This is a genomic window from Mammaliicoccus sp. D-M19 (assembly GCF_022386695.1).
GTDB lineage: Bacteria > Bacillota > Bacilli > Staphylococcales > Staphylococcaceae > Mammaliicoccus > Mammaliicoccus sciuri.
The window spans coordinates 18646-36813 of record NZ_JAJNHW010000012.1 but is presented as its reverse complement, the minus strand read 5'-3'; the positions used below and the strand labels follow the sequence as shown (position 1 = coordinate 36813).

The 18168-nt window shown below is 33.3% G+C and carries 23 protein-coding genes; 21 read left to right on the top strand and 2 right to left on the bottom strand.

The window, feature by feature from the left end; translation table 11 throughout:
• Positions 1–98: 98 nt before the first annotated feature.
• Complete coding sequence (locus LQ675_RS14665) at positions 99–464, bottom strand: GNAT family N-acetyltransferase (RefSeq protein ID WP_048541923.1); 366 nt, start codon at positions 462–464, stop codon at positions 99–101.
• A gap of 107 nt (positions 465–571) precedes the next feature.
• Between LQ675_RS14665 and LQ675_RS14660 the strand changes: the two genes are divergently transcribed.
• The 9 genes from LQ675_RS14660 to rsmI are packed head-to-tail and all read left to right on the top strand — an operon-like array spanning position 572 to position 6904.
• Entirely contained in the window at positions 572–1918 is a 1347-nt protein-coding gene (locus LQ675_RS14660) for an aminotransferase class I/II-fold pyridoxal phosphate-dependent enzyme (RefSeq protein ID WP_048541925.1), read from the top strand.
• 1 nt (position 1919) lies between these two features.
• Positions 1920–2540 carry a dTMP kinase gene (gene tmk / locus LQ675_RS14655; protein ID WP_048541928.1) on the top strand — a complete coding sequence of 207 codons (621 nt, stop codon included), beginning with the start codon at positions 1920–1922 and terminating at the stop codon, positions 2538–2540.
• A 33-nt stretch (positions 2541–2573) separates the two neighbouring features.
• Positions 2574–2903: a cyclic-di-AMP receptor gene (locus LQ675_RS14650; RefSeq protein ID WP_025905587.1), complete on the top strand. Its 330-nt coding sequence runs from the start codon at positions 2574–2576 to the stop codon at positions 2901–2903.
• Positions 2904–2955: 52 nt separating this feature from the next.
• The gene (locus LQ675_RS14645) at positions 2956–3882 is read left to right on the top strand and encodes a DNA polymerase III subunit delta' (RefSeq protein WP_048541930.1); all 927 of its coding nucleotides are present in this window, start codon (positions 2956–2958) and stop codon (positions 3880–3882) included.
• A 4-nt stretch (positions 3883–3886) separates the two neighbouring features.
• Positions 3887–4693: a PSP1 domain-containing protein gene (locus LQ675_RS14640; protein WP_025905585.1), complete on the top strand. Its 807-nt coding sequence runs from the start codon at positions 3887–3889 to the stop codon at positions 4691–4693.
• Between the two features lie 14 nt (positions 4694–4707).
• Positions 4708–5040, top strand: coding sequence for a DNA replication initiation control protein YabA (gene yabA / locus LQ675_RS14635; RefSeq protein ID WP_025905584.1), 333 nt, complete (start codon positions 4708–4710; stop codon positions 5038–5040).
• Between the two features lie 50 nt (positions 5041–5090).
• On the top strand, positions 5091–5819 hold the full coding sequence (locus tag LQ675_RS14630) for a tRNA1(Val) (adenine(37)-N6)-methyltransferase (protein WP_239728284.1): 729 nt from the start codon (positions 5091–5093) through the stop codon (positions 5817–5819).
• On the top strand, positions 5812–6060 hold the full coding sequence (locus tag LQ675_RS14625) for a GIY-YIG nuclease family protein (RefSeq protein ID WP_025905582.1): 249 nt from the start codon (positions 5812–5814) through the stop codon (positions 6058–6060). Before LQ675_RS14630 ends, LQ675_RS14625 begins: the two co-directional genes overlap by 8 nt.
• Position 6061: 1 nt before the next feature.
• A complete protein-coding gene (gene rsmI, locus LQ675_RS14620; RefSeq protein ID WP_048541937.1) occupies positions 6062–6904 on the top strand; it encodes a 16S rRNA (cytidine(1402)-2'-O)-methyltransferase in 843 nt (280 codons plus the stop codon).
• 65 nt (positions 6905–6969) lie between these two features.
• Here the strand turns inward: rsmI and LQ675_RS14615 are convergent, their stop codons facing one another.
• Positions 6970–7245, bottom strand: a complete 276-nt coding sequence (locus tag LQ675_RS14615; protein ID WP_025905580.1) for an AbrB/MazE/SpoVT family DNA-binding domain-containing protein — start codon at positions 7243–7245, stop codon at positions 6970–6972.
• Positions 7246–7477: 232 nt separating this feature from the next.
• Between LQ675_RS14615 and metG the strand changes: the two genes are divergently transcribed.
• From metG to LQ675_RS14555, 12 genes are all read left to right on the top strand, one after another.
• The gene (gene metG / locus LQ675_RS14610; protein ID WP_048541939.1) at positions 7478–9478 is read left to right on the top strand and encodes a methionine--tRNA ligase; all 2001 of its coding nucleotides are present in this window, start codon (positions 7478–7480) and stop codon (positions 9476–9478) included.
• Positions 9479–9499: 21 nt separating this feature from the next.
• Entirely contained in the window at positions 9500–10264 is a 765-nt protein-coding gene (locus tag LQ675_RS14605; RefSeq protein WP_048541940.1) for a TatD family hydrolase, read from the top strand.
• Positions 10265–10318: 54 nt separating this feature from the next.
• Positions 10319–10861, top strand: a complete 543-nt coding sequence (gene rnmV, locus LQ675_RS14600; RefSeq protein WP_037590321.1) for a ribonuclease M5 — start codon at positions 10319–10321, stop codon at positions 10859–10861.
• A gap of 4 nt (positions 10862–10865) precedes the next feature.
• On the top strand, positions 10866–11756 hold the full coding sequence (gene rsmA, locus LQ675_RS14595; protein WP_048541943.1) for a 16S rRNA (adenine(1518)-N(6)/adenine(1519)-N(6))-dimethyltransferase RsmA: 891 nt from the start codon (positions 10866–10868) through the stop codon (positions 11754–11756).
• A gap of 99 nt (positions 11757–11855) precedes the next feature.
• Positions 11856–12119, top strand: coding sequence for a biofilm formation stimulator Veg (gene veg / locus LQ675_RS14590; protein ID WP_025905575.1), 264 nt, complete (start codon positions 11856–11858; stop codon positions 12117–12119).
• A 148-nt stretch (positions 12120–12267) separates the two neighbouring features.
• Complete coding sequence (gene ispE, locus LQ675_RS14585; protein WP_048541945.1) at positions 12268–13116, top strand: 4-(cytidine 5'-diphospho)-2-C-methyl-D-erythritol kinase; 849 nt, start codon at positions 12268–12270, stop codon at positions 13114–13116.
• A 69-nt stretch (positions 13117–13185) separates the two neighbouring features.
• Positions 13186–14010: a pur operon repressor gene (gene purR, locus LQ675_RS14580; RefSeq protein ID WP_025905573.1), complete on the top strand. Its 825-nt coding sequence runs from the start codon at positions 13186–13188 to the stop codon at positions 14008–14010.
• Positions 14011–14026: 16 nt separating this feature from the next.
• Positions 14027–14404: a RidA family protein gene (locus LQ675_RS14575; protein ID WP_048541947.1), complete on the top strand. Its 378-nt coding sequence runs from the start codon at positions 14027–14029 to the stop codon at positions 14402–14404.
• A 56-nt stretch (positions 14405–14460) separates the two neighbouring features.
• Positions 14461–14793, top strand: coding sequence for a septation regulator SpoVG (spoVG, locus tag LQ675_RS14570; protein WP_037590328.1), 333 nt, complete (start codon positions 14461–14463; stop codon positions 14791–14793).
• A gap of 192 nt (positions 14794–14985) precedes the next feature.
• Complete coding sequence (glmU, locus tag LQ675_RS14565) at positions 14986–16344, top strand: bifunctional UDP-N-acetylglucosamine diphosphorylase/glucosamine-1-phosphate N-acetyltransferase GlmU (RefSeq protein WP_048541950.1); 1359 nt, start codon at positions 14986–14988, stop codon at positions 16342–16344.
• Between the two features lie 46 nt (positions 16345–16390).
• Positions 16391–17353, top strand: a complete 963-nt coding sequence (locus LQ675_RS14560) for a ribose-phosphate diphosphokinase (RefSeq protein ID WP_048541971.1) — start codon at positions 16391–16393, stop codon at positions 17351–17353.
• Between the two features lie 130 nt (positions 17354–17483).
• Positions 17484–18128, top strand: a complete 645-nt coding sequence (locus LQ675_RS14555) for a 50S ribosomal protein L25/general stress protein Ctc (RefSeq protein ID WP_048541952.1) — start codon at positions 17484–17486, stop codon at positions 18126–18128.
• The last annotated feature ends 40 nt before the right edge of the window (positions 18129–18168 follow it).

Genomic DNA, 18168 nt, shown 5'->3' with positions numbered 1-18168 from the left:
TACGTTCCGCGAGAGTAGGACGTTGCCGGGCAAATATTTATAAATGGATGCGATGAGCCGCACTCGAGACCTGTTAGGTCTCTTTTTTTTGTACTTTTTTAAGGTAGTCTATAACCAGTTCCAATATTTCTAAAATGTAATTTCTCGTAAAACGAATTGTTCTCTGATAATAATTCTATTCGAACAGAAGGATATTGTGCTAATAAATAGTCTATAAGTGCTTTAGCATATCCTTTCTTTCTATGAGTCTTTGAAACGACGAGTTCTGTAATATATAATGTGACAGTTTCATCTGTTAAGAATCTAGTATAGCCAACAACCTCATTATTTACTTCTATTACAATAATACGAGAAGTAATAAGCAATTGTTGGATCTTTTCAATACTGAATGTTTTCCAACCTTCTTGTTGAGCAATCTCATAAATAGATTGTATATCTGTGTCAATTGCATTTCTAATAAACATTTTACTCACTCCTTTTTTTAAGTATATCTTATTTTAATTATTACAGGAATGACGTTGGTCTTTATCATTGATATAATGATAAAGACTAAAAATTAAGAGGTAGCCTTATGAATATTAATGAAAAATTAAAATCTCTAAATAATCATGATGCCATTTCACTACATGTTCCAGGACATCATAATCATACAATTGGTTATTTAGATGAGATAAATCTTGCTATGGATATGACTGAAATAACTGGGCTTGATGATTTACATCAACCAGAATCTTGTATAAAGATGAGTATGTCTGAATTGAATAGGTATCCTGGCTATTATGGGCAGTATCTCGTTAATGGTACAACGGTTGGTATACTATCAGCAATTTATGCAGTGGCACATTTAGAGGGAGAAGTATTAATTCCTAGAAATGCGCATAAATCAGTATTTAATGCTTTGAATTTAACGAGGCAAGATGCTAAGTTTATGCCTATGGCAATATCAGTTAAGACAAATCAGTATAACGGTGCTTCATTAAAGGATTTAGATTTGAATAATATTAAATTAGCTATTTTTACTTATCCTAATTACTATGGTGAAACATTTGATATTGAAGAAAGTATTAAAATTTTAAAAGAACATAAAATTCCTGTATTGGTAGATGAAGCGCATGGCGCACATTTTGATATTAGTTCAAACTTCCCTAAATCATCTATGACATATGGTGCTGATATAGTCGTGCAGTCTTACCACAAGACATTACCAGCCTTAACAATGGGTTCTGTTATATATATGAAAGAGGATTTAGAAATAAAAGCAGATATTCAACAGTACTTGAAGATGTTACAAACATCTAGCCCTTCATATCTCATTATGGCTAGTTTAGAAAGTGCGGAAAAATTTTATAAGCAGTTTGATGATCAAAAATTTAAGTTCAAGAGACAAACATTCATTGAAACGATGGAGAATGTTGGGTTTGAAGTGGGTAGTCTAGAGGACCCTCTTAAATTAATTGTTTCTTATAAGGGATTAAGTGGATTTGAAATTCAAAAGTTATTTGAAGGTGTGCATATCTATGTAGAGTTATGTGATTATAAATTTGTGTTATTGGTCTTACCGTTATGGCATGAATCAGATAAGTTCCCATTTGAAGATATGATTGATCGTGTTAGAAATATTAAACTGAATGTTGAGCATCAACTCAAAGAGGAAGTACAATTTAAATTACCATATCAAACAGATAGTACAATGTATAAATACAGCGATATTGAAAAAACAAAAATGATGAACTTAAATACATCATATGGCTACATTGCTGCTGAAGATATTGTGCCTTATCCACCAGGTATACCTGTCATTTTAAAAGGAGAAAATATTCGTAAAGAAATAGTGGATTCTCTTTTACAATGGATTGATAGAGGTGGTAGAGTGGAAGGTATATTAAACAAGCAAATCAAGGTAAAGGATGAACAATAAAATGGGACGATTTATTACGTTTGAGGGTCCAGAAGGCTCTGGCAAAACGACGGTTATACATAGAGTTTATGAAAAGTTAAATCAAGATTATGATATTTTACTGACTAGAGAGCCAGGTGGTATCAAAATAAGTGAAGCGATTAGAAATTTGTTGTTAGATAGTGATGATGACATGGATGAGCGAACAGAAGCACTGCTCTTTGCTGCTGCTAGAAGACAACATTTAGTGGAGAAAATTTTACCTCAACTTAATAAAGGTGGAACGGTATTATGTGACCGATTTGTTGATAGTTCTTTAAGTTATCAAGGTTACGCACGTGAAATTGGGGTAGAAGAAGTTAAGGCAATTAATGAATTTGCGATTGATAACCTTTATCCTGATTTAACATTATATTTTGATGTACCTGCTGAAGTTGGTTTAAATCGAATTAAAGATAATCAACGTATTGCGAATCGTTTGGATAATGAAAAAATAGAATTTCATCACAAAGTTACAGAAGGTTACAAAAAATTAATTGCTGAGTATCCAGATAGAATTAAAGTAATTGATGCCACGCAACCATTAGAAAAGGTTGTAGAAGATGCATATTCTACGATAGTAAAATATCTGAAACAAGATTAAAATATGATATAATAAATAAAGAGGTGTTTAGATATGAAAATGGTAATAGCGATTGTCCAAGATCAAGATAGTCAAAACTTGTCAGAAGCACTTATAGAAAAGAATTTTAGAGCCACTAAACTTGCAACAACTGGTGGATTTCTAAGAGCTGGAAATACAACATTCTTATGCGGTGTCAAAGATGAACGTGTAGATGAATTATTACGTGTTATCGATGGAACTTGTGGTAATCGTGAACAACTTGTTTCACCTATCACACCAATGGGCGGTAGTGCGGATTCTTATATACCTTACCCTGTAGAAGTTGAAGTAGGTGGCGCAACTGTATTCGTTATGCCAATTGAACAATTCCATCAATTTTAAGAACTGATGAGCTGCCGTTTGAGCAGCTTTTTTATTGCAAGGAGCGTAAAATATGCAATTAACCAAAGAGATTGATCATTTATTAAGTGCACAACAATTATCTCATGCTTATTTATTTGAGGGAGATAATATGTTTGAAATGAAATCTACAGCTTTATATTTTGCTGAACAAATATTATGTGAATCAGAACAAAGTTGTGTGGTTAAAGTTCAAAATTTAAATCATCCTGATTTTGTATATATTCAATCAGATGAAACGACGATAAAGAAACAACAAATAGAAGAATTACTAAGAAAAATGAATCAAAAACCAATCGAAAGTCAATATAAAGTTTACATTATTGAAGCTTTTGATAAACTAACAGTACAGGGTGAAAATAGTATACTTAAATTTTTGGAAGAACCACCTCCAAATACAATTGCCCTGTTACTGACAACAAAGAAAGATCAAATATTGCCAACTATACATTCAAGATGCCAACTTGTTCATTTTAAACCTGCATCTAAAGAAAATTATATAGAAGAATTAAAACTGTCTGGTATTTCTTCTGCAATTGCGCATACATTGAGTTTTGTTACTTCTGATAAAGAAGAAGCACTTGCTCTTACAGAAGAACAATTTTTTGTACAGCTTAGAAAAACTGTAACGAAACTTGCTGAATTGATGGTAAAAGATACACAGATGGCAATGATATATTTGATCGATTGCATAAAAGTTGCTAATACACGCCCGTTACAGCAATTATTTTTAAATAGCTTGAATGCTTATTTTCAAGATTTATTACATGCCAAAATCCAAATAGATACGATAATGGCATATCCAGATTTAGAAGTGGAAATTAAAGAGATCAGTCAATATTTATCTTTAAATGACATTTCGAATTATATACAAGTTATAACGGAAGCAAACCGTAAATTAGCTCAAAACGTTAATGCAACGTTAGTATTAGAACAAATGGTTATAAATGGGAAGAGGTGATTAAATGTATGAAATAATTGGTGTTCAATTCCAAAAAGCTGGTAAGAAAGAATATTTCTCACCAAATGGGGAACGTTTCAAAGAAAATGACTTAGTTGTCGTTGAATCTAAACGTGGTATTGAACTTGGTAAAGTAAAATTAACAAATCGCCATGTAGGTAAAGATGATGTTGTCTTACCATTGAAAGAAGTTATCCGTCATGCAACAGAAGCTGATATTCAAAAATATCAAGATAACTTAAAAGATGCAGACGATGCTTTGGCATTATGTAAAGAGTTGGTAGCAACTCACGAGCTTAATATGCGACTTGTTAATTGTGAATATACATTAGATAAAAGTAAAGTCATCTTTAATTTTACAGCTGATGATAGAATAGATTTCCGAACTTTAGTAAAATCTTTAGCATATGAATTAAAAACACGAATTGAGTTACGACAAATTGGTGTGAGAGACGAAGCGAAATTACTTGGCGGTATTGGTCCATGTGGTCGCTCATTATGTTGTTCAACATTTTTAGGTGATTTTGAACCTGTTTCAATTAAAATGGCTAAAGATCAAAACTTATCATTAAATCCAACTAAAATATCAGGTGCTTGTGGTCGTTTAATGTGTTGTTTAAAATACGAAAATGATTATTATGAAGAGGTTAGAAATGAATTGCCTGATATTGGTACAACTGTTGTGACGCCAGAGGGTGATGGCAAAGTTGTTGGATTAAATATTTTAGATATAACAATGCAAGTTAAAGTGAAAGGTTTCGAACAACTCTTTGATTATAAACTTGATGAATTACTTGAAGTCCATTCATAAGGGAGGATTATATTGTGAATAGGGACGAGTTGTTTGAAACGATTATGACATTAGAGAATGAACTTAAGCAAATTAATGAACATATGGAAAAGTTGAAAAACCAGGCAGTTGAATTAGTCGAAGACAATGTTGCCCTTCAAATGGAGAATGAAAGTTTGAAGCGTGTAATGGAAACAAGTGAAGACAATCAACAAAAAAAGCCAAACAAGAAATTAAAGCCACTTCAAAGTAAAGATAACTTAGCAATGTTATATCATGAAGGTTTTCATATTTGTCGAGGAGAATTGTTTGGTAAACACAGACAAGGACAAGATTGTTTATTTTGTTTAGAAGTATTGAATAGATAATAAGAAAATCAGGCATGTTATATGCCTGATTTTTTAAGTGAGGTGTTTAAATGCTGAATTCGGGAGAAAGACTCGACCAATTATTAAGAGAAGAATTTGAAATTATTCAAAATGATGATGTGTTTTCATTTTCAACAGATGCATTGTTATTAGGAGATTTTATAAAGGTACGAAATAAAGATAAAGTAATGGATTTATGTTCTGGTAATGGCATTATTCCTTTATTATTGGCTCACAAATCTCAAGCTAGTATTGAAGCGATAGAAATTCAAGAGGCTTTAGTGAATATGGCTAAACGAACGATATCTCATAATCAATTAGAAGATCAAATATCTATCAATCAAATGGATTTAAAGAATGTATCAACCTCATATCCTCCTTCAACATTTGATGTTGTAACCGTAAACCCACCTTACTTTAAAGAAAATCAACAAATACAGCATCAAAAGGAAGCACATAAAATTGCGAGACATGAAATATATTGCAAATTAGATGATGTTTTAAAAGCAAGTAAGCATTTGTTAAAGCAAGGTGGTAAACTTGCAATGGTCCATAGAGCGGAAAGACTGATGGATGTCTTAAGCGCATTTCGACAATATAAAATCGAACCTAAAAGATTAAGAATGGTATATAGTACACCTAATAAAAAAGAAGCGGTTACGATTTTAGTTGAAGGTAGAAGTGGTGGTCAAGCAGGATTGAAAGTTGAACAACCATTTTATATTTATGATGAAAATGGAGATTATTCAAAAGAAATGAAGGTTGTATATTATGGTTAACCATTATACATATATATTAGAGTGTAAGGATCAAACATTATATACTGGTTATACAACAGATTTAGACAGAAGGTTAAAAGTCCATAATGAAGGTAAAGGTGCTAAATATACTAAAGTGAGACGCCCTGTTAAACTTGTATATCATGAGACATTCGATAATAAATCCGAAGCTTTAAAACGAGAATATGCTTTAAAACAGTTAAGTAGAAAACAAAAATTAGCGCTTATTAAGGAGGGGTAATATGTCTATATTATATTTAGTAGGAACCCCAATCGGAAATTTAGAAGATATCACTTATCGTGCGGTTAGAATGTTAACAGAAGTCGATTATATTTTTTGTGAAGATACACGTGTTACAGGTAAGCTTTGTCAGCATTATGAGATACAAACGCCTCTTAAGTCTTACCATGAACATAATAAAGATAAGTCATCTGAGCAAATATTGAGGTTATTAGAAGAGGGCAAAGATATTGCGCTCGTTTCTGATGCAGGCTGTCCTTGTATAAGTGATCCTGGTTATGAACTTGTGAATCAAGTTAGGGATACTGGTTATCGTGTTGAAACAATACCAGGGCCTAATGCTGCTATTACAGCATTAATGACAAGTGGATTACCATCATATAAATTTGTGTTTCTAGGATTTTTACCTAGACATGCGAAAGAAAAACATGATGTATTGGAAAAATGGATGACGAGAGAATCAACTTCTATGATTTATGAATCACCCTATAGAATTAAACAAACGGTACAAGCAATAGCTGAGATAGATCCTGAAAGAAAAGTAGCAATTGGAAGAGAACTTACTAAAAAATTCGAACAAGTGGAAACGAATCAAATAAAGGTCATTGAAGAAATGTTATCAAATGAGGTCATACCTCAAAAAGGTGAGTTCGTCATCTTGATTGAAGGTATCGATGAATCGACACAAGTGGATAATTGGTGGGAAGACTTAGATCTCGTTCAACATGTCGAAATTTATATAAATGAACATCAAATGAGATCAAAAGATGCTATCAAACAAGTAGCAGTAGATAGAAAAATGAAAAAAAGAGATGTATACGAAGCGTATCATATTGACGAATAAACAAAAAAAGGAAATTTAAAGTAAATGATGTACTTTAAATTTCCTTTTTTTATATGCAGCTTTTATTATTTTGATTTTTTCTCAATCTCATTAATTAGTTGCTGAGCGCCTTCTTTACTTAAGACAATTTTACCATCAGCTAAAACAAAATTGTCTTCAGAAACATCTCCAGTAACTTGACAAGTCATGTTAGGTGAGTATTTCTTTAAGATAATTTTATCGTCATCTGTATAAATTTCTAAAGCATCTTTCTCAGCAATGTCTAATATGCGTCGTAATTCGATTGGAATTACTACACGGCCTAGTTCATCTACTTTACGCACGATTCCAGTTGATTTCATCTTTTTACCTCCGTTTAATAAAACCATAATTATCTAATTCGACATTCATTCGACAATTATATAAATAGTATACTAATATGAATTCAAGAAAATGTCAATATAACAATATATTGCATGCGTTTAATTTTTGAAATATAAAACAATTGTTATCTCTATACCATAATCAGGTAATATTGAAAAAATGCTTAATTTTCGGTATATTATATAGATAAGATATTAGGAGGAAACGCTGATGACGAAAGAGACTTTTTACATTACGACACCGATTTATTATCCGAGCGGGAATTTACACATAGGTCATGCGTATACTACGGTTGCTGGTGATGTAATTGCTAGATATAAACGGTTACAAGGCTATGATGTTCATTATTTAACTGGTACAGATGAACATGGTCAAAAAATACAAGAAAAAGCTAAAGAAGCGGGCTTATCTGAAATAGAATATTTAGATGGCATTATTAAAAGTATCCAATCTTTATGGAAGAAATTAGATATCTCTAATGATGATTTTATTCGAACTACTGAAGAAAGACATAAACAAGTTGTCGAAAAAGTCTTCGAAAAGTTATTAGCACAAGGTGACATATACTTAGGTGAGTATGAAGGTTGGTACTCAATACCAGATGAAACATATTATACTGAAACACAACTTGTCGATCCAGTTTATGAAGGTGGCAAAATCGTCGGTGGTAAGAGTCCTGATTCAGGTCATGAAGTAGAACTTGTGAAAGAAGAAAGTTATTTCTTTAAATTAGATAACTATGCTGATCGTTTACTCAAATTTTTCGATGAAAATCCGGAATTCATTTTACCTATTTCTCGTAAGAATGAAATGATCAATAACTTTATTAAACCAGGTCTAGAAGATTTAGCGATTTCTAGAACGACTTTTGATTGGGGTATTAAAGTACCTTCTAATCCTAAACACGTTGTGTATGTTTGGATTGACGCACTTGTGAACTATATTTCTGCGTTAGGTTATTTATCAGATGACGATACGCTATTTAAAAAATATTGGCCAGCAGATGTGCATTTAATGGCTAAAGAAATCGTTCGATTCCATTCAATTATTTGGCCAATCTTATTGATGGCTTTAGACTTACCTTTACCTAAACGTGAATTTGCTCACGGTTGGATCTTGATGAAAGACGGTAAAATGAGTAAATCTAAAGGTAATGTTGTAGATCCGAACGTCTTAATTGATAAATACGGCTTAGATGCAACAAGATACTATCTCATGAGAGAATTACCATTTGGCGCAGATGGTGTATTTACGCCTGAAGCGTTCGTTGAAAGAACAAATTACGATTTAGCTAATGACTTAGGTAACTTAGTGAATCGTACAATAGCAATGGTTAATAAATACTTTAATGGCGTACTTCCTAAATATAAAGGCAAATTACATCCATTAGATGAAGAAATGGAACAAATGGCTTTAGATACTAAAGATAAATTCTATTCATCAATGGAAAACATGCAATTCTCAGTTGCTTTAGCAGAAGTTTGGAAGTTGATTAGTCGTACAAACAAATATATTGATGAAACAACACCATGGGTATTAGCTAAAGATGAAAATGAACGTGAAATGCTAGAAAATGTCATGATTCACTTAGTTGAAAACATTAGATTTGCAGCAGTATTATTACGTCCATTCTTAACACATGCACCATATGAGATTTTCCGTCAATTAAACTTGGAAAAAGGTAAACTTGATACATTTGAAAGTATTGAACAATATGGCGCTATTGATCAAGATATCAAAGTAATCGAAAAACCTGAGCCTATTTTCCCTAGATTAGATGTAGAGCAAGAAGTGGCATTCATCAAAGATTCTATGCAAGGTGGAACGACTGCAGAACCATCTGAAGAAGAAGCTGAAACTGCTGAGGAAGAAGTAGTGCCATCTAAACCAGAAATCACAATTGATCAATTTGATAAAGTAGAAATCAAAGCTGCTACTGTTACAGGTGCAGACTATGTGAAAAAATCAGATAAACTTTTAAAAATAAAAGTAGATTTAGGTAACGAAAAGAGACAAATTGTTTCAGGTATAGCTGAATTTTATAAACCTGAAGATATTGTAGGTAAAAAAGTAGCGGTCGTTACGAACTTAAAACCAGTAAAATTACGTGGTGAATTATCAGAGGGTATGATTTTATCAGCTGAGAAAGACGGCACACTTACTTTAGTAGGTTTACCAAATGCAATACAAAACGGATCTATCATTAAGTAAAGTAATGAAAGGAAGATTCGAATGTTAATAGATACACACGTCCATTTAAATGCGGATCAATACGATGAAGATTTACAAGAAGTAATCGATCGAGCTTTGGAAGAAGGTATCGATAGAATGTTCGTTGTTGGTTTCGACACGAACACGATTGAAAGAACGATGAAATTAATAGACCAGTATGATTTTATATATGGCATTATAGGTTGGCATCCTGTTGATGCAATTGATTGTACGGAAGAACGCCTACAATGGATTGAAGAATTGTCTAAACACCCAAAAATCATCGGTATAGGTGAGATGGGGTTAGATTACCACTGGGATAAGTCGCCTAAAGATATCCAAAAAGAAGTGTTTAGAAAGCAAATCGCATTAGCGAAACGTGTCCAACTACCGATCATTATTCATAATAGAGAAGCAACTCAAGATTGCGTTGATATCTTAAAAGAAGAAAATGCAAGTGAAGTTGGCGGAATTATGCATAGTTTCAGTGGCTCAAACGAAATAGCTGATGAAATACTCAAAATGAATTTCTATATTTCATTGGGTGGACCTGTCACGTTCAAAAATGCGAAACAACCAAAAGAAGTAGCTCAACATATACCTTTAGATAGGTTACTCGTTGAAACAGATGCACCATACTTATCACCTCACCCTTATAGAGGGAAAAGAAACGAACCTGCACGTGTAAAACTTGTTGCAGAACAAATTGCTGAATTGCGTGGAATTTCATACGAGGAAGTATGTAAAGCTACTACAGAAAATGCTGAAAGATTATTTAAATTATAAAATATGATGCCCCAAAACGGTTGTTTTGGGGCATCTTTAAAGAAGGAAATGAATATGAAGATAAATGAATTTGTTGTTGTTGAGGGACGCGATGATACAGTTAATGTTAAAAGAGCAGTAGATTGCGATACGATAGAAACAAATGGCTCAGCAATATCAAAAGAAACTCTAGAAGTTATAAGACAAGCGCATGAAAAACGTGGTGTTATTGTATTAACTGACCCAGATTTCCCAGGTGATAAAATTAGAAATACAATCAAGCAGTATATCCCTAGTGTGAAACATGCATTTATACCAAGAGATAAAGCTAAAAATAAAAGAGGAAAAATAGGCGTAGAGCATGCCTCAATTGAAACAATTAAAGATGCACTTACAAATGTGAGTTCTCCATTAGAAGCGGACATTGAAACAATTGATAAAGCAGTCTTAATTGACCTTGGTTTAATTATAGGACCAGACGCTAGAAGAAAACGCGAAATACTATGCAGTAAATTAAATATAGGCCATTCAAATGGCAAACAATTGCTAAACAAATTAAATGCCTTCGGTTATACTGAGAAAGATGTAAAAGAAGCACTGGGATATAAAGAGGAGTGACACGATGAACGATAAAGATATAGCAACACCTAAACGTACAAAAGCGTTATTAGATCAATATGGATTTAAATTCAAAAAGAGTTTAGGTCAGAACTTTTTAATCGATACAAATATTATTCAAAAAATTATTTCTGCTAGTGATATAGATGAGAATACAGGTGTTATTGAAGTTGGACCAGGAATGGGTTCACTTACTGAACAATTAGCGAGAGCATCAAAGAAAGTATTGGCTTTTGAAATTGATCAAAGGTTAATACCTGTATTAGAAGATACGTTAAGTCCATATGACAATGTAACAGTTGTAAATGAAGATATATTGAAAGCCAATGTCAAAAAAGAAATTGAAACGCACTTAAAAGACTGCGATAAAATTATGTTGGTTGCCAATTTACCTTATTACATTACGACACCTATATTGATGAATTTACTAGAAAATGATTTGCCAATAGATGGCTATGTTGTCATGATGCAAAAAGAAGTAGGAGAACGCTTAAACGCTGAAGTAGGTAGTAAGAGTTATGGTTCGTTATCAATAGCTTGTCAGTATTACACTGAAACTGAACGTGTTTTAATCGTCCCGAAGACTGTCTTTATGCCACCACCAAATGTTGATTCTATTGTTATTAAATTAACGAAACGCATTGAACCGATCGTCCAAGTAGATGATGAGAAACTACTATTCAAGCTTTCAAAAGGTGCTTTTGGACAAAGGCGAAAAACAATTTTGAACAATTATATTAATACAATTAAAGAGGGTAAACTGCATAAAGATGAAATCGTCGAATGGCTAAATGCTTCAAACATAGACCCTAAGCGACGTGGTGAAACGCTAACAATACAAGAATATGCACATCTTTGTAACAATTTGAAAAAATACCCGAATTTATCTGTGTAAATATATTGACATTACTTTATCAACTTGATAAAATTTAAATTTTATTTGACAAAAATCCGCTTTCGTAGTATAATTTTATTTATAGCGAGGTGGGTCAATATGCCGAAGACTTTAGTAGACATCAAAAAAATATTGGAATGTCAATTAGGAAATCGTATTGTACTTAAAGCTAATGGAGGACGTAAGAAGTTAATTGAGCGAAGTGGCGTGCTTAAGGAAACGTATCCATCAGTTTTCGTGGTCGAATTAGATCAAGAGAAACATAATTTTGAGCGTGTATCTTATACATACACTGATGTATTAACTGAGAATGTCCAAGTAACTTTTATGAATGAACATAAAGAAGAATTCATCGTTCAATAATTAAAAGTATTTAATAAAAAACTCTACGCGATATGACTGTGATATGGCGTAGGGTTTTTTATTATGCCAAAAAATAGAATAAAGCTAATACTTTCTAACTTTTATTTATGGTAAAATCATAATAATAAGTTTTAGAGAGGGCAAGTATATGATTTATGAAACTGCACCAGCAAAAATTAATTTAACATTAGATACGTTATATAAACGTGAAGATGGATATCATGAAGTGGAAATGATTATGACGACCATCGACTTAAATGACCGATTAACATTTGAGTGTAGAGACGATGGTGAAATCATTATTGATGTAGAACATAATTTTGTACCAAGTGATCATAGAAATTTAGCATATAAAGCAGCAAAATTGATGCAAGATAGATACAATATTAAAAAAGGTGTGAAGATTTCATTAGAAAAAAGCATTCCGATTTCAGCAGGTTTAGCTGGTGGATCAAGTGATGCAGCCGCTACTTTTAGAGGTTTGAATGAATTATGGGGAATTAATGAATCTTTAGAAACATTAAGTGAGCTGGCTTCAGAAATTGGATCTGATATTTCGTTTTGTATTTATGGAAAAACAGCTTTATGCCAAGGTAGAGGTGAGAAAATTACGCACTTACCTAAACCACCTTCAGCATGGGTCGTTATCGCGAAACCAGATATAGGTGTTTCAACGCCTGAAATATACGGTGCGTTAGATTTAGAAAACAAGGATGAAGTACAAACACAAGCATGTCTTAAGGCAATTGAAAATAACGATTATGCCTCAATGTGTCAGTCGCTCGGTAATAGCCTCGAAAAAGTCACGATGCAACTATATCCAGAGGTTGAGAAATTGAAGAATACTATGAGTAATACTGGTGTAGATGCTGCTTTGATGAGTGGCAGTGGCCCGACTATATATGGCTTTGTTCAAAAAGAAAGACAAGCTAAGCAAGTATATAATGCTTTGATGGGATGTTGTAACGATGTATACATCGCGAGACTGCTCGGATAGCTTTGAGGAATGCGAACGATTATAGTATAATTAAGCTTAAAATACGGAATAGAGATTGGAGTTTTATAAATGAGGTTTAAACGAAGTGAAAGAATCGTTTATATGACACAATATTTATTGAAACATCCGAACGAGTTAGTGCCGTTGACTTATTTTGTGAATCATTTTGGTCAGGCAAAGTCGTCTATTAGTGAAGACATACAAATTATTAAAGAAACGTTTACTGCTGAGAGACTTGGTATTATAGAAACGACTGCCGGTGCAAGTGGCGGTGTAACTTACCGACCTAAAATGTACGTCGAAGAAGCACGTGAATTGATTGAAAAATTGTGTGAATTACTAAAAGAAAAAGAAAGACTGTTGCCAGGTGGCTATTTATTTATGTCGGATTTAGTAGGTAATCCTAAACTATTAAATCAAGTAGGAGAGTTAATCGCTACAATGTACATGGATGAAGAACTTGATGCGGTAGTTACAATAGCAACAAAAGGTATTTCTTTAGCAAATGCCGTGGCGAAAGTGCTTAATTTGCCAGTTGTAGTTATAAGAAAAGACAATAAAGTAACAGAAGGATCTACAGTATCGATAAACTATGTATCTGGGTCTTCTAGAAAGATTGAGACAATGGTTTTATCAAAAAGAACATTGCCTGAATATTCGAATGTATTGATTGTTGATGACTTTATGAGAGCAGGCGGATCTATTAATGGTGTAATCAATTTGATGAATGAGTTTAAAGCTACAGTAAAAGGGGTATCAGTACTTGTAGAATCAAAAGAAGTTAAACATCGATTGATTGAAGATTATACATCTTTAGTTAGGCTATCTGACGTAGACGAGTACAATCAGCAATTTTCAGTAGAAGAAGGCAACTGTTTAAAAAGATTTAATTAAAAGGAGAGTAATCAACATGAAAAGTATTAACGCAACAAATGCTCCAGAAGCTTTAGGACCATATTGCCATGCAGTAGTAGTAGATAATTTAGTATTTACTTCTGGTCAAATACCGTTAAATCAACAAGGTGAAGTCGTTTCTGAAGATGTCAAAGAACAAACTAAGCAAGTACTAGAAAATTTAAAAGTAGTACTTCAAGAAAGTGGCGCATCTTTAGAAAGTGTCGTTAAATCTTTAATTTTTATAAAAGATATGAACGACTTTCAAGACATCAATGCCGTATACGGCGAATATTTTAATGAACATTTGCCTGCTAGAAGTTGTGTAGAAGTTGCACGTTTACCGAAAGATGTTAAAGTTGAAATCGAAATGATTGCAAAAATAAATAACTAACTTCAATTAATATGATGCTGCTACTTTAAATAGACAAAACAGGGGGCACACAAATCATGAAGGTAACAGATGTGAGATTAAGAAAAATTCAAACGGATGGAAGAATGAAAGCATTAGTTTCTATAACATTAGATGACGCTTTTGTTATTCACGACTTAAGAGTAATCGAGGGAAATTCAGGACTGTTTGTGGCTATGCCTAGTAAGCGTACGCCAGATGGGGAATTTAGAGATATTGCGCATCCCATTAATTCTGAAATGAGACAAGAAATTCAAGAAGCGGTTATGAAAGTATATGATGAAACAGATGAAGTCATTATTCCAAAATCAGCTCAAGAAGCCTCAAATTCAGAGGATAGCGATGAAGCATCAGACAGTGAAGAAGAATAACGATATTTAAAGTACTCAGCTCACGTATATTGATAAACAGCAGTTAAAATCTTGTGATTTTAACTGCTGTTTTTTTATGTTTCATTATAATGGATTTGTTAATAAGGAAACGTTTACTTGAAGTCTTTCTTGATACTATGCGGTCAATTAAATTATAATAGACTAAAGTGTGTATAAATGGAGGTATTTGCAATGCAAAAATATGCAGTTGTATTAGCTGCTGGTAAAGGTACAAGAATGAAATCTAAACTTTACAAAGTACTACATACAGTAGCTGGAGAAGCAATGGTTCAACATGTTATAGATAGCGTGAAAAATGCAGGTGTTGATAAAGTCGTAACAGTTGTTGGACATGGTGCTGAAAATGTCAAAGAAGCAATCGGTCATGCATCTCAGTTTGTACATCAAGAAGAACAATTAGGAACAGCACATGCAGTAAAGACTGCTAAAGATATATTAGGTACTGAAAAAGGCACAACAATTGTTGTATGTGGAGACACACCATTAATCAGTGACGAAACGATTAAAAACTTATTAGATTTTCATGAGTCTGAAAGTGCAGTAGCAACTGTCTTGTCTGCAAAAGTTGACAACCCGTTTGGCTACGGCAGAATCATTCGCGATGAAAATGGTTTGGTTTCTGGAATTGTCGAACAAAAAGATGCTTCTTCTGCTGAAGCTGAAGTTAATGAAATCAGTTCTGGTATATTTGCTTTCGATAATGAAAAGTTATTTGAAACACTCGAAAAAGTAAACAATGATAACGCACAAGGTGAATATTATTTACCAGATGTGATTCGCATCCTAAAAGAAGAAAATGAAAAAGTTTCTGCTTTTATTACGAACGATGTTGACGGCATTATGGGTGTGAACGATAGAGTGCAACTTGCGAAAGCTGAACAGAAAATGAAAGAACGTATCAATCATCAACATATGCTAAATGGCGTAACAATTATTGATCCAGCTACAACTTATATCGGGAAACAAGTCGTAATTGGTGAAGACACAGTTGTAGAACCAGGCGTAAGACTTTCTGGCACAACAATTATAGGAAAAAATGTTACGATAGGAATGAATTCTGACATCAAAAATAGTACAATTAAAGATGATGCTACAATTAAACAATCTGTTATTACAGATTCAGTTGTAGGCGAAAACGCTACAGTAGGACCATTTGCACAATTAAGACCAGGTTCTGAACTAGGCAAAGATACGAAAATTGGTAACTTTGTTGAAACTAAAAAGGCTGTCTTGAAAGATGGTGCTAAAGTTTCACACTTAAGTTATATCGGAGATGCAGAAGTAGGTGCAAGAACAAATATTGGTTGTGGTTCTATCACTGTAAATTATGATGGCGTGAATAAATTCCGTACGGTTATAGGAGATGATGCGTTTATTGGATGTAATTCAAATCTAGTTGCACCAGTAGAAATTGGAGATGGATCATTCATAGCAGCAGGGTCAACGATTACAGATGATGTACCAAATGAAAGCTTGGCGCTAGGTCGCGCTAGACAAACGACAAAAGAAGGATATTATAAAACGAAATAAAAGGAGCCGTCAAAACATGAGTCAAAATGATATCGGAGGAACAGAAATGTTGAACACTGAATATAAGAACTCTTCATTAAAAATATTTTCGCTTGAAGGTAACCAACCATTAGCGCAAGAAGTTGCCAATTTAGTAGGGATCCCATTAGGTAAATCTACAGTTAAGAGATTTGCTGATGGTGAAGTTCAAATTAATATTGAAGAAAGTATCCGTGGTTGTGATGTGTTTATTATTCAACCAACATCAAACCCAGTGAATGAACACTTGATGGAATTATTAATTATGATTGATGCTTGTAAACGTGCATCAGCAGCAAATATTAATATTGTAATGCCTTATTATGGTTATGCAAGACAAGACCGTAAAGCTAGAAGCCGTGAACCAATCACTGCTAAACTTGTGGCAAATATTATAGAAAAAGCTGGCGCAAGCAGAATGATAGCACTTGATTTACATGCACCTCAAATTCAAGGGTTCTTTGACATACCGATTGATCATTTAATGGGCGTACCAATTTTATCAAATTACTTCTTAGAAAAAGGTTTAGATCCTGAATCAACAGTAGTTGTTTCACCTGACCATGGTGGCGTAACAAGAGCGCGTAAAATGGCTGACCGTCTAAAAACACCTATCGCTATTATTGATAAACGTCGTCCGAAACCGAACGTAGCAGAAGTTATGAATATTGTTGGAGATATTAATGGTAAGACTGCCATCATTATCGACGATATTATTGATACAGCTGGAACAATTACATTAGCAGCAGATGCACTTGTTAAAAAAGGTGCAAAAGAAGTTTATGCTTGTTGTACACACCCTGTATTATCAGGGCCAGCAAAAGAACGTATCGAAAATTCTCAAATTAAAGAATTAGTTGTTACAAATTCTATTCAATTACCAGAAGATAGAAAACCTGCAAACGTTAAAGAATTGTCTGTAGCAGAATTATTAGCACAAGCAATTGTTAGAGTATATGAACAAGAATCTGTTAGTGTGCTATTTGATTAATTTATAATATTCGTGTATAATAACAAACGGTTCATTTTTATGGACTAAATAACCACTTACAAGCAGCGATTATTGTTGATGGGTAAGTGTAGGAGCGCATATCGCGCATAAATGAAAGGTGGAAAAGATAATGACTTCATTAAAGTCAGTTATCCGTCAAGGTAAACAAACTCGTTCTAGTTTACGTAAATTAAGAGCTTCAGGTGTTATTCCAGCGGTCGTATACGGTTACGGTGCTAAAAATACATCTGTTAAAGTTGATGAAGTTGAATTCATCAAAACAATTCGTGAAGTTGGACGTAACGGCGTTATCGAATTAGGTGTTGGTTCAAAAACAATCAAAGTTATGGTTTCAGATTATCAATACGATTCTCTTAAAAATCAAATCACTCACGTTGACTTCTTAGCTATCAACATGAAAGAAGAATTAACTGTAGACGTACCTGTAGTATTAGTAGGTGAATCAGTTGGTGCTTCTGAAGGTGGCGTAGTTCAACAACCATTATTCGACTTACAAGTTACAACTACTCCAGATGCAATTCCTGAAAATATCGAAGTTGATATTACAGAATTAGCTATTGGTGATAGCTACTTAGTAGGCGACTTAGATGCAACTGGTAAATACACTATCGAAAACGATAAAGAAGAAGCAGTTGTAACAGTAGTTCCTCCAACAGAAGAACCTGCTGAAGATGCTGAAGAAACTGCAGCTGAAGAAGCTGATGCAGTAGCAGAAGAAGAAGCTGAAAAAGAAGAATCAGAAGAAGAAAAATAATATTTTTTAAATCTTCAACCCAACACATTTGTGTTGGGTT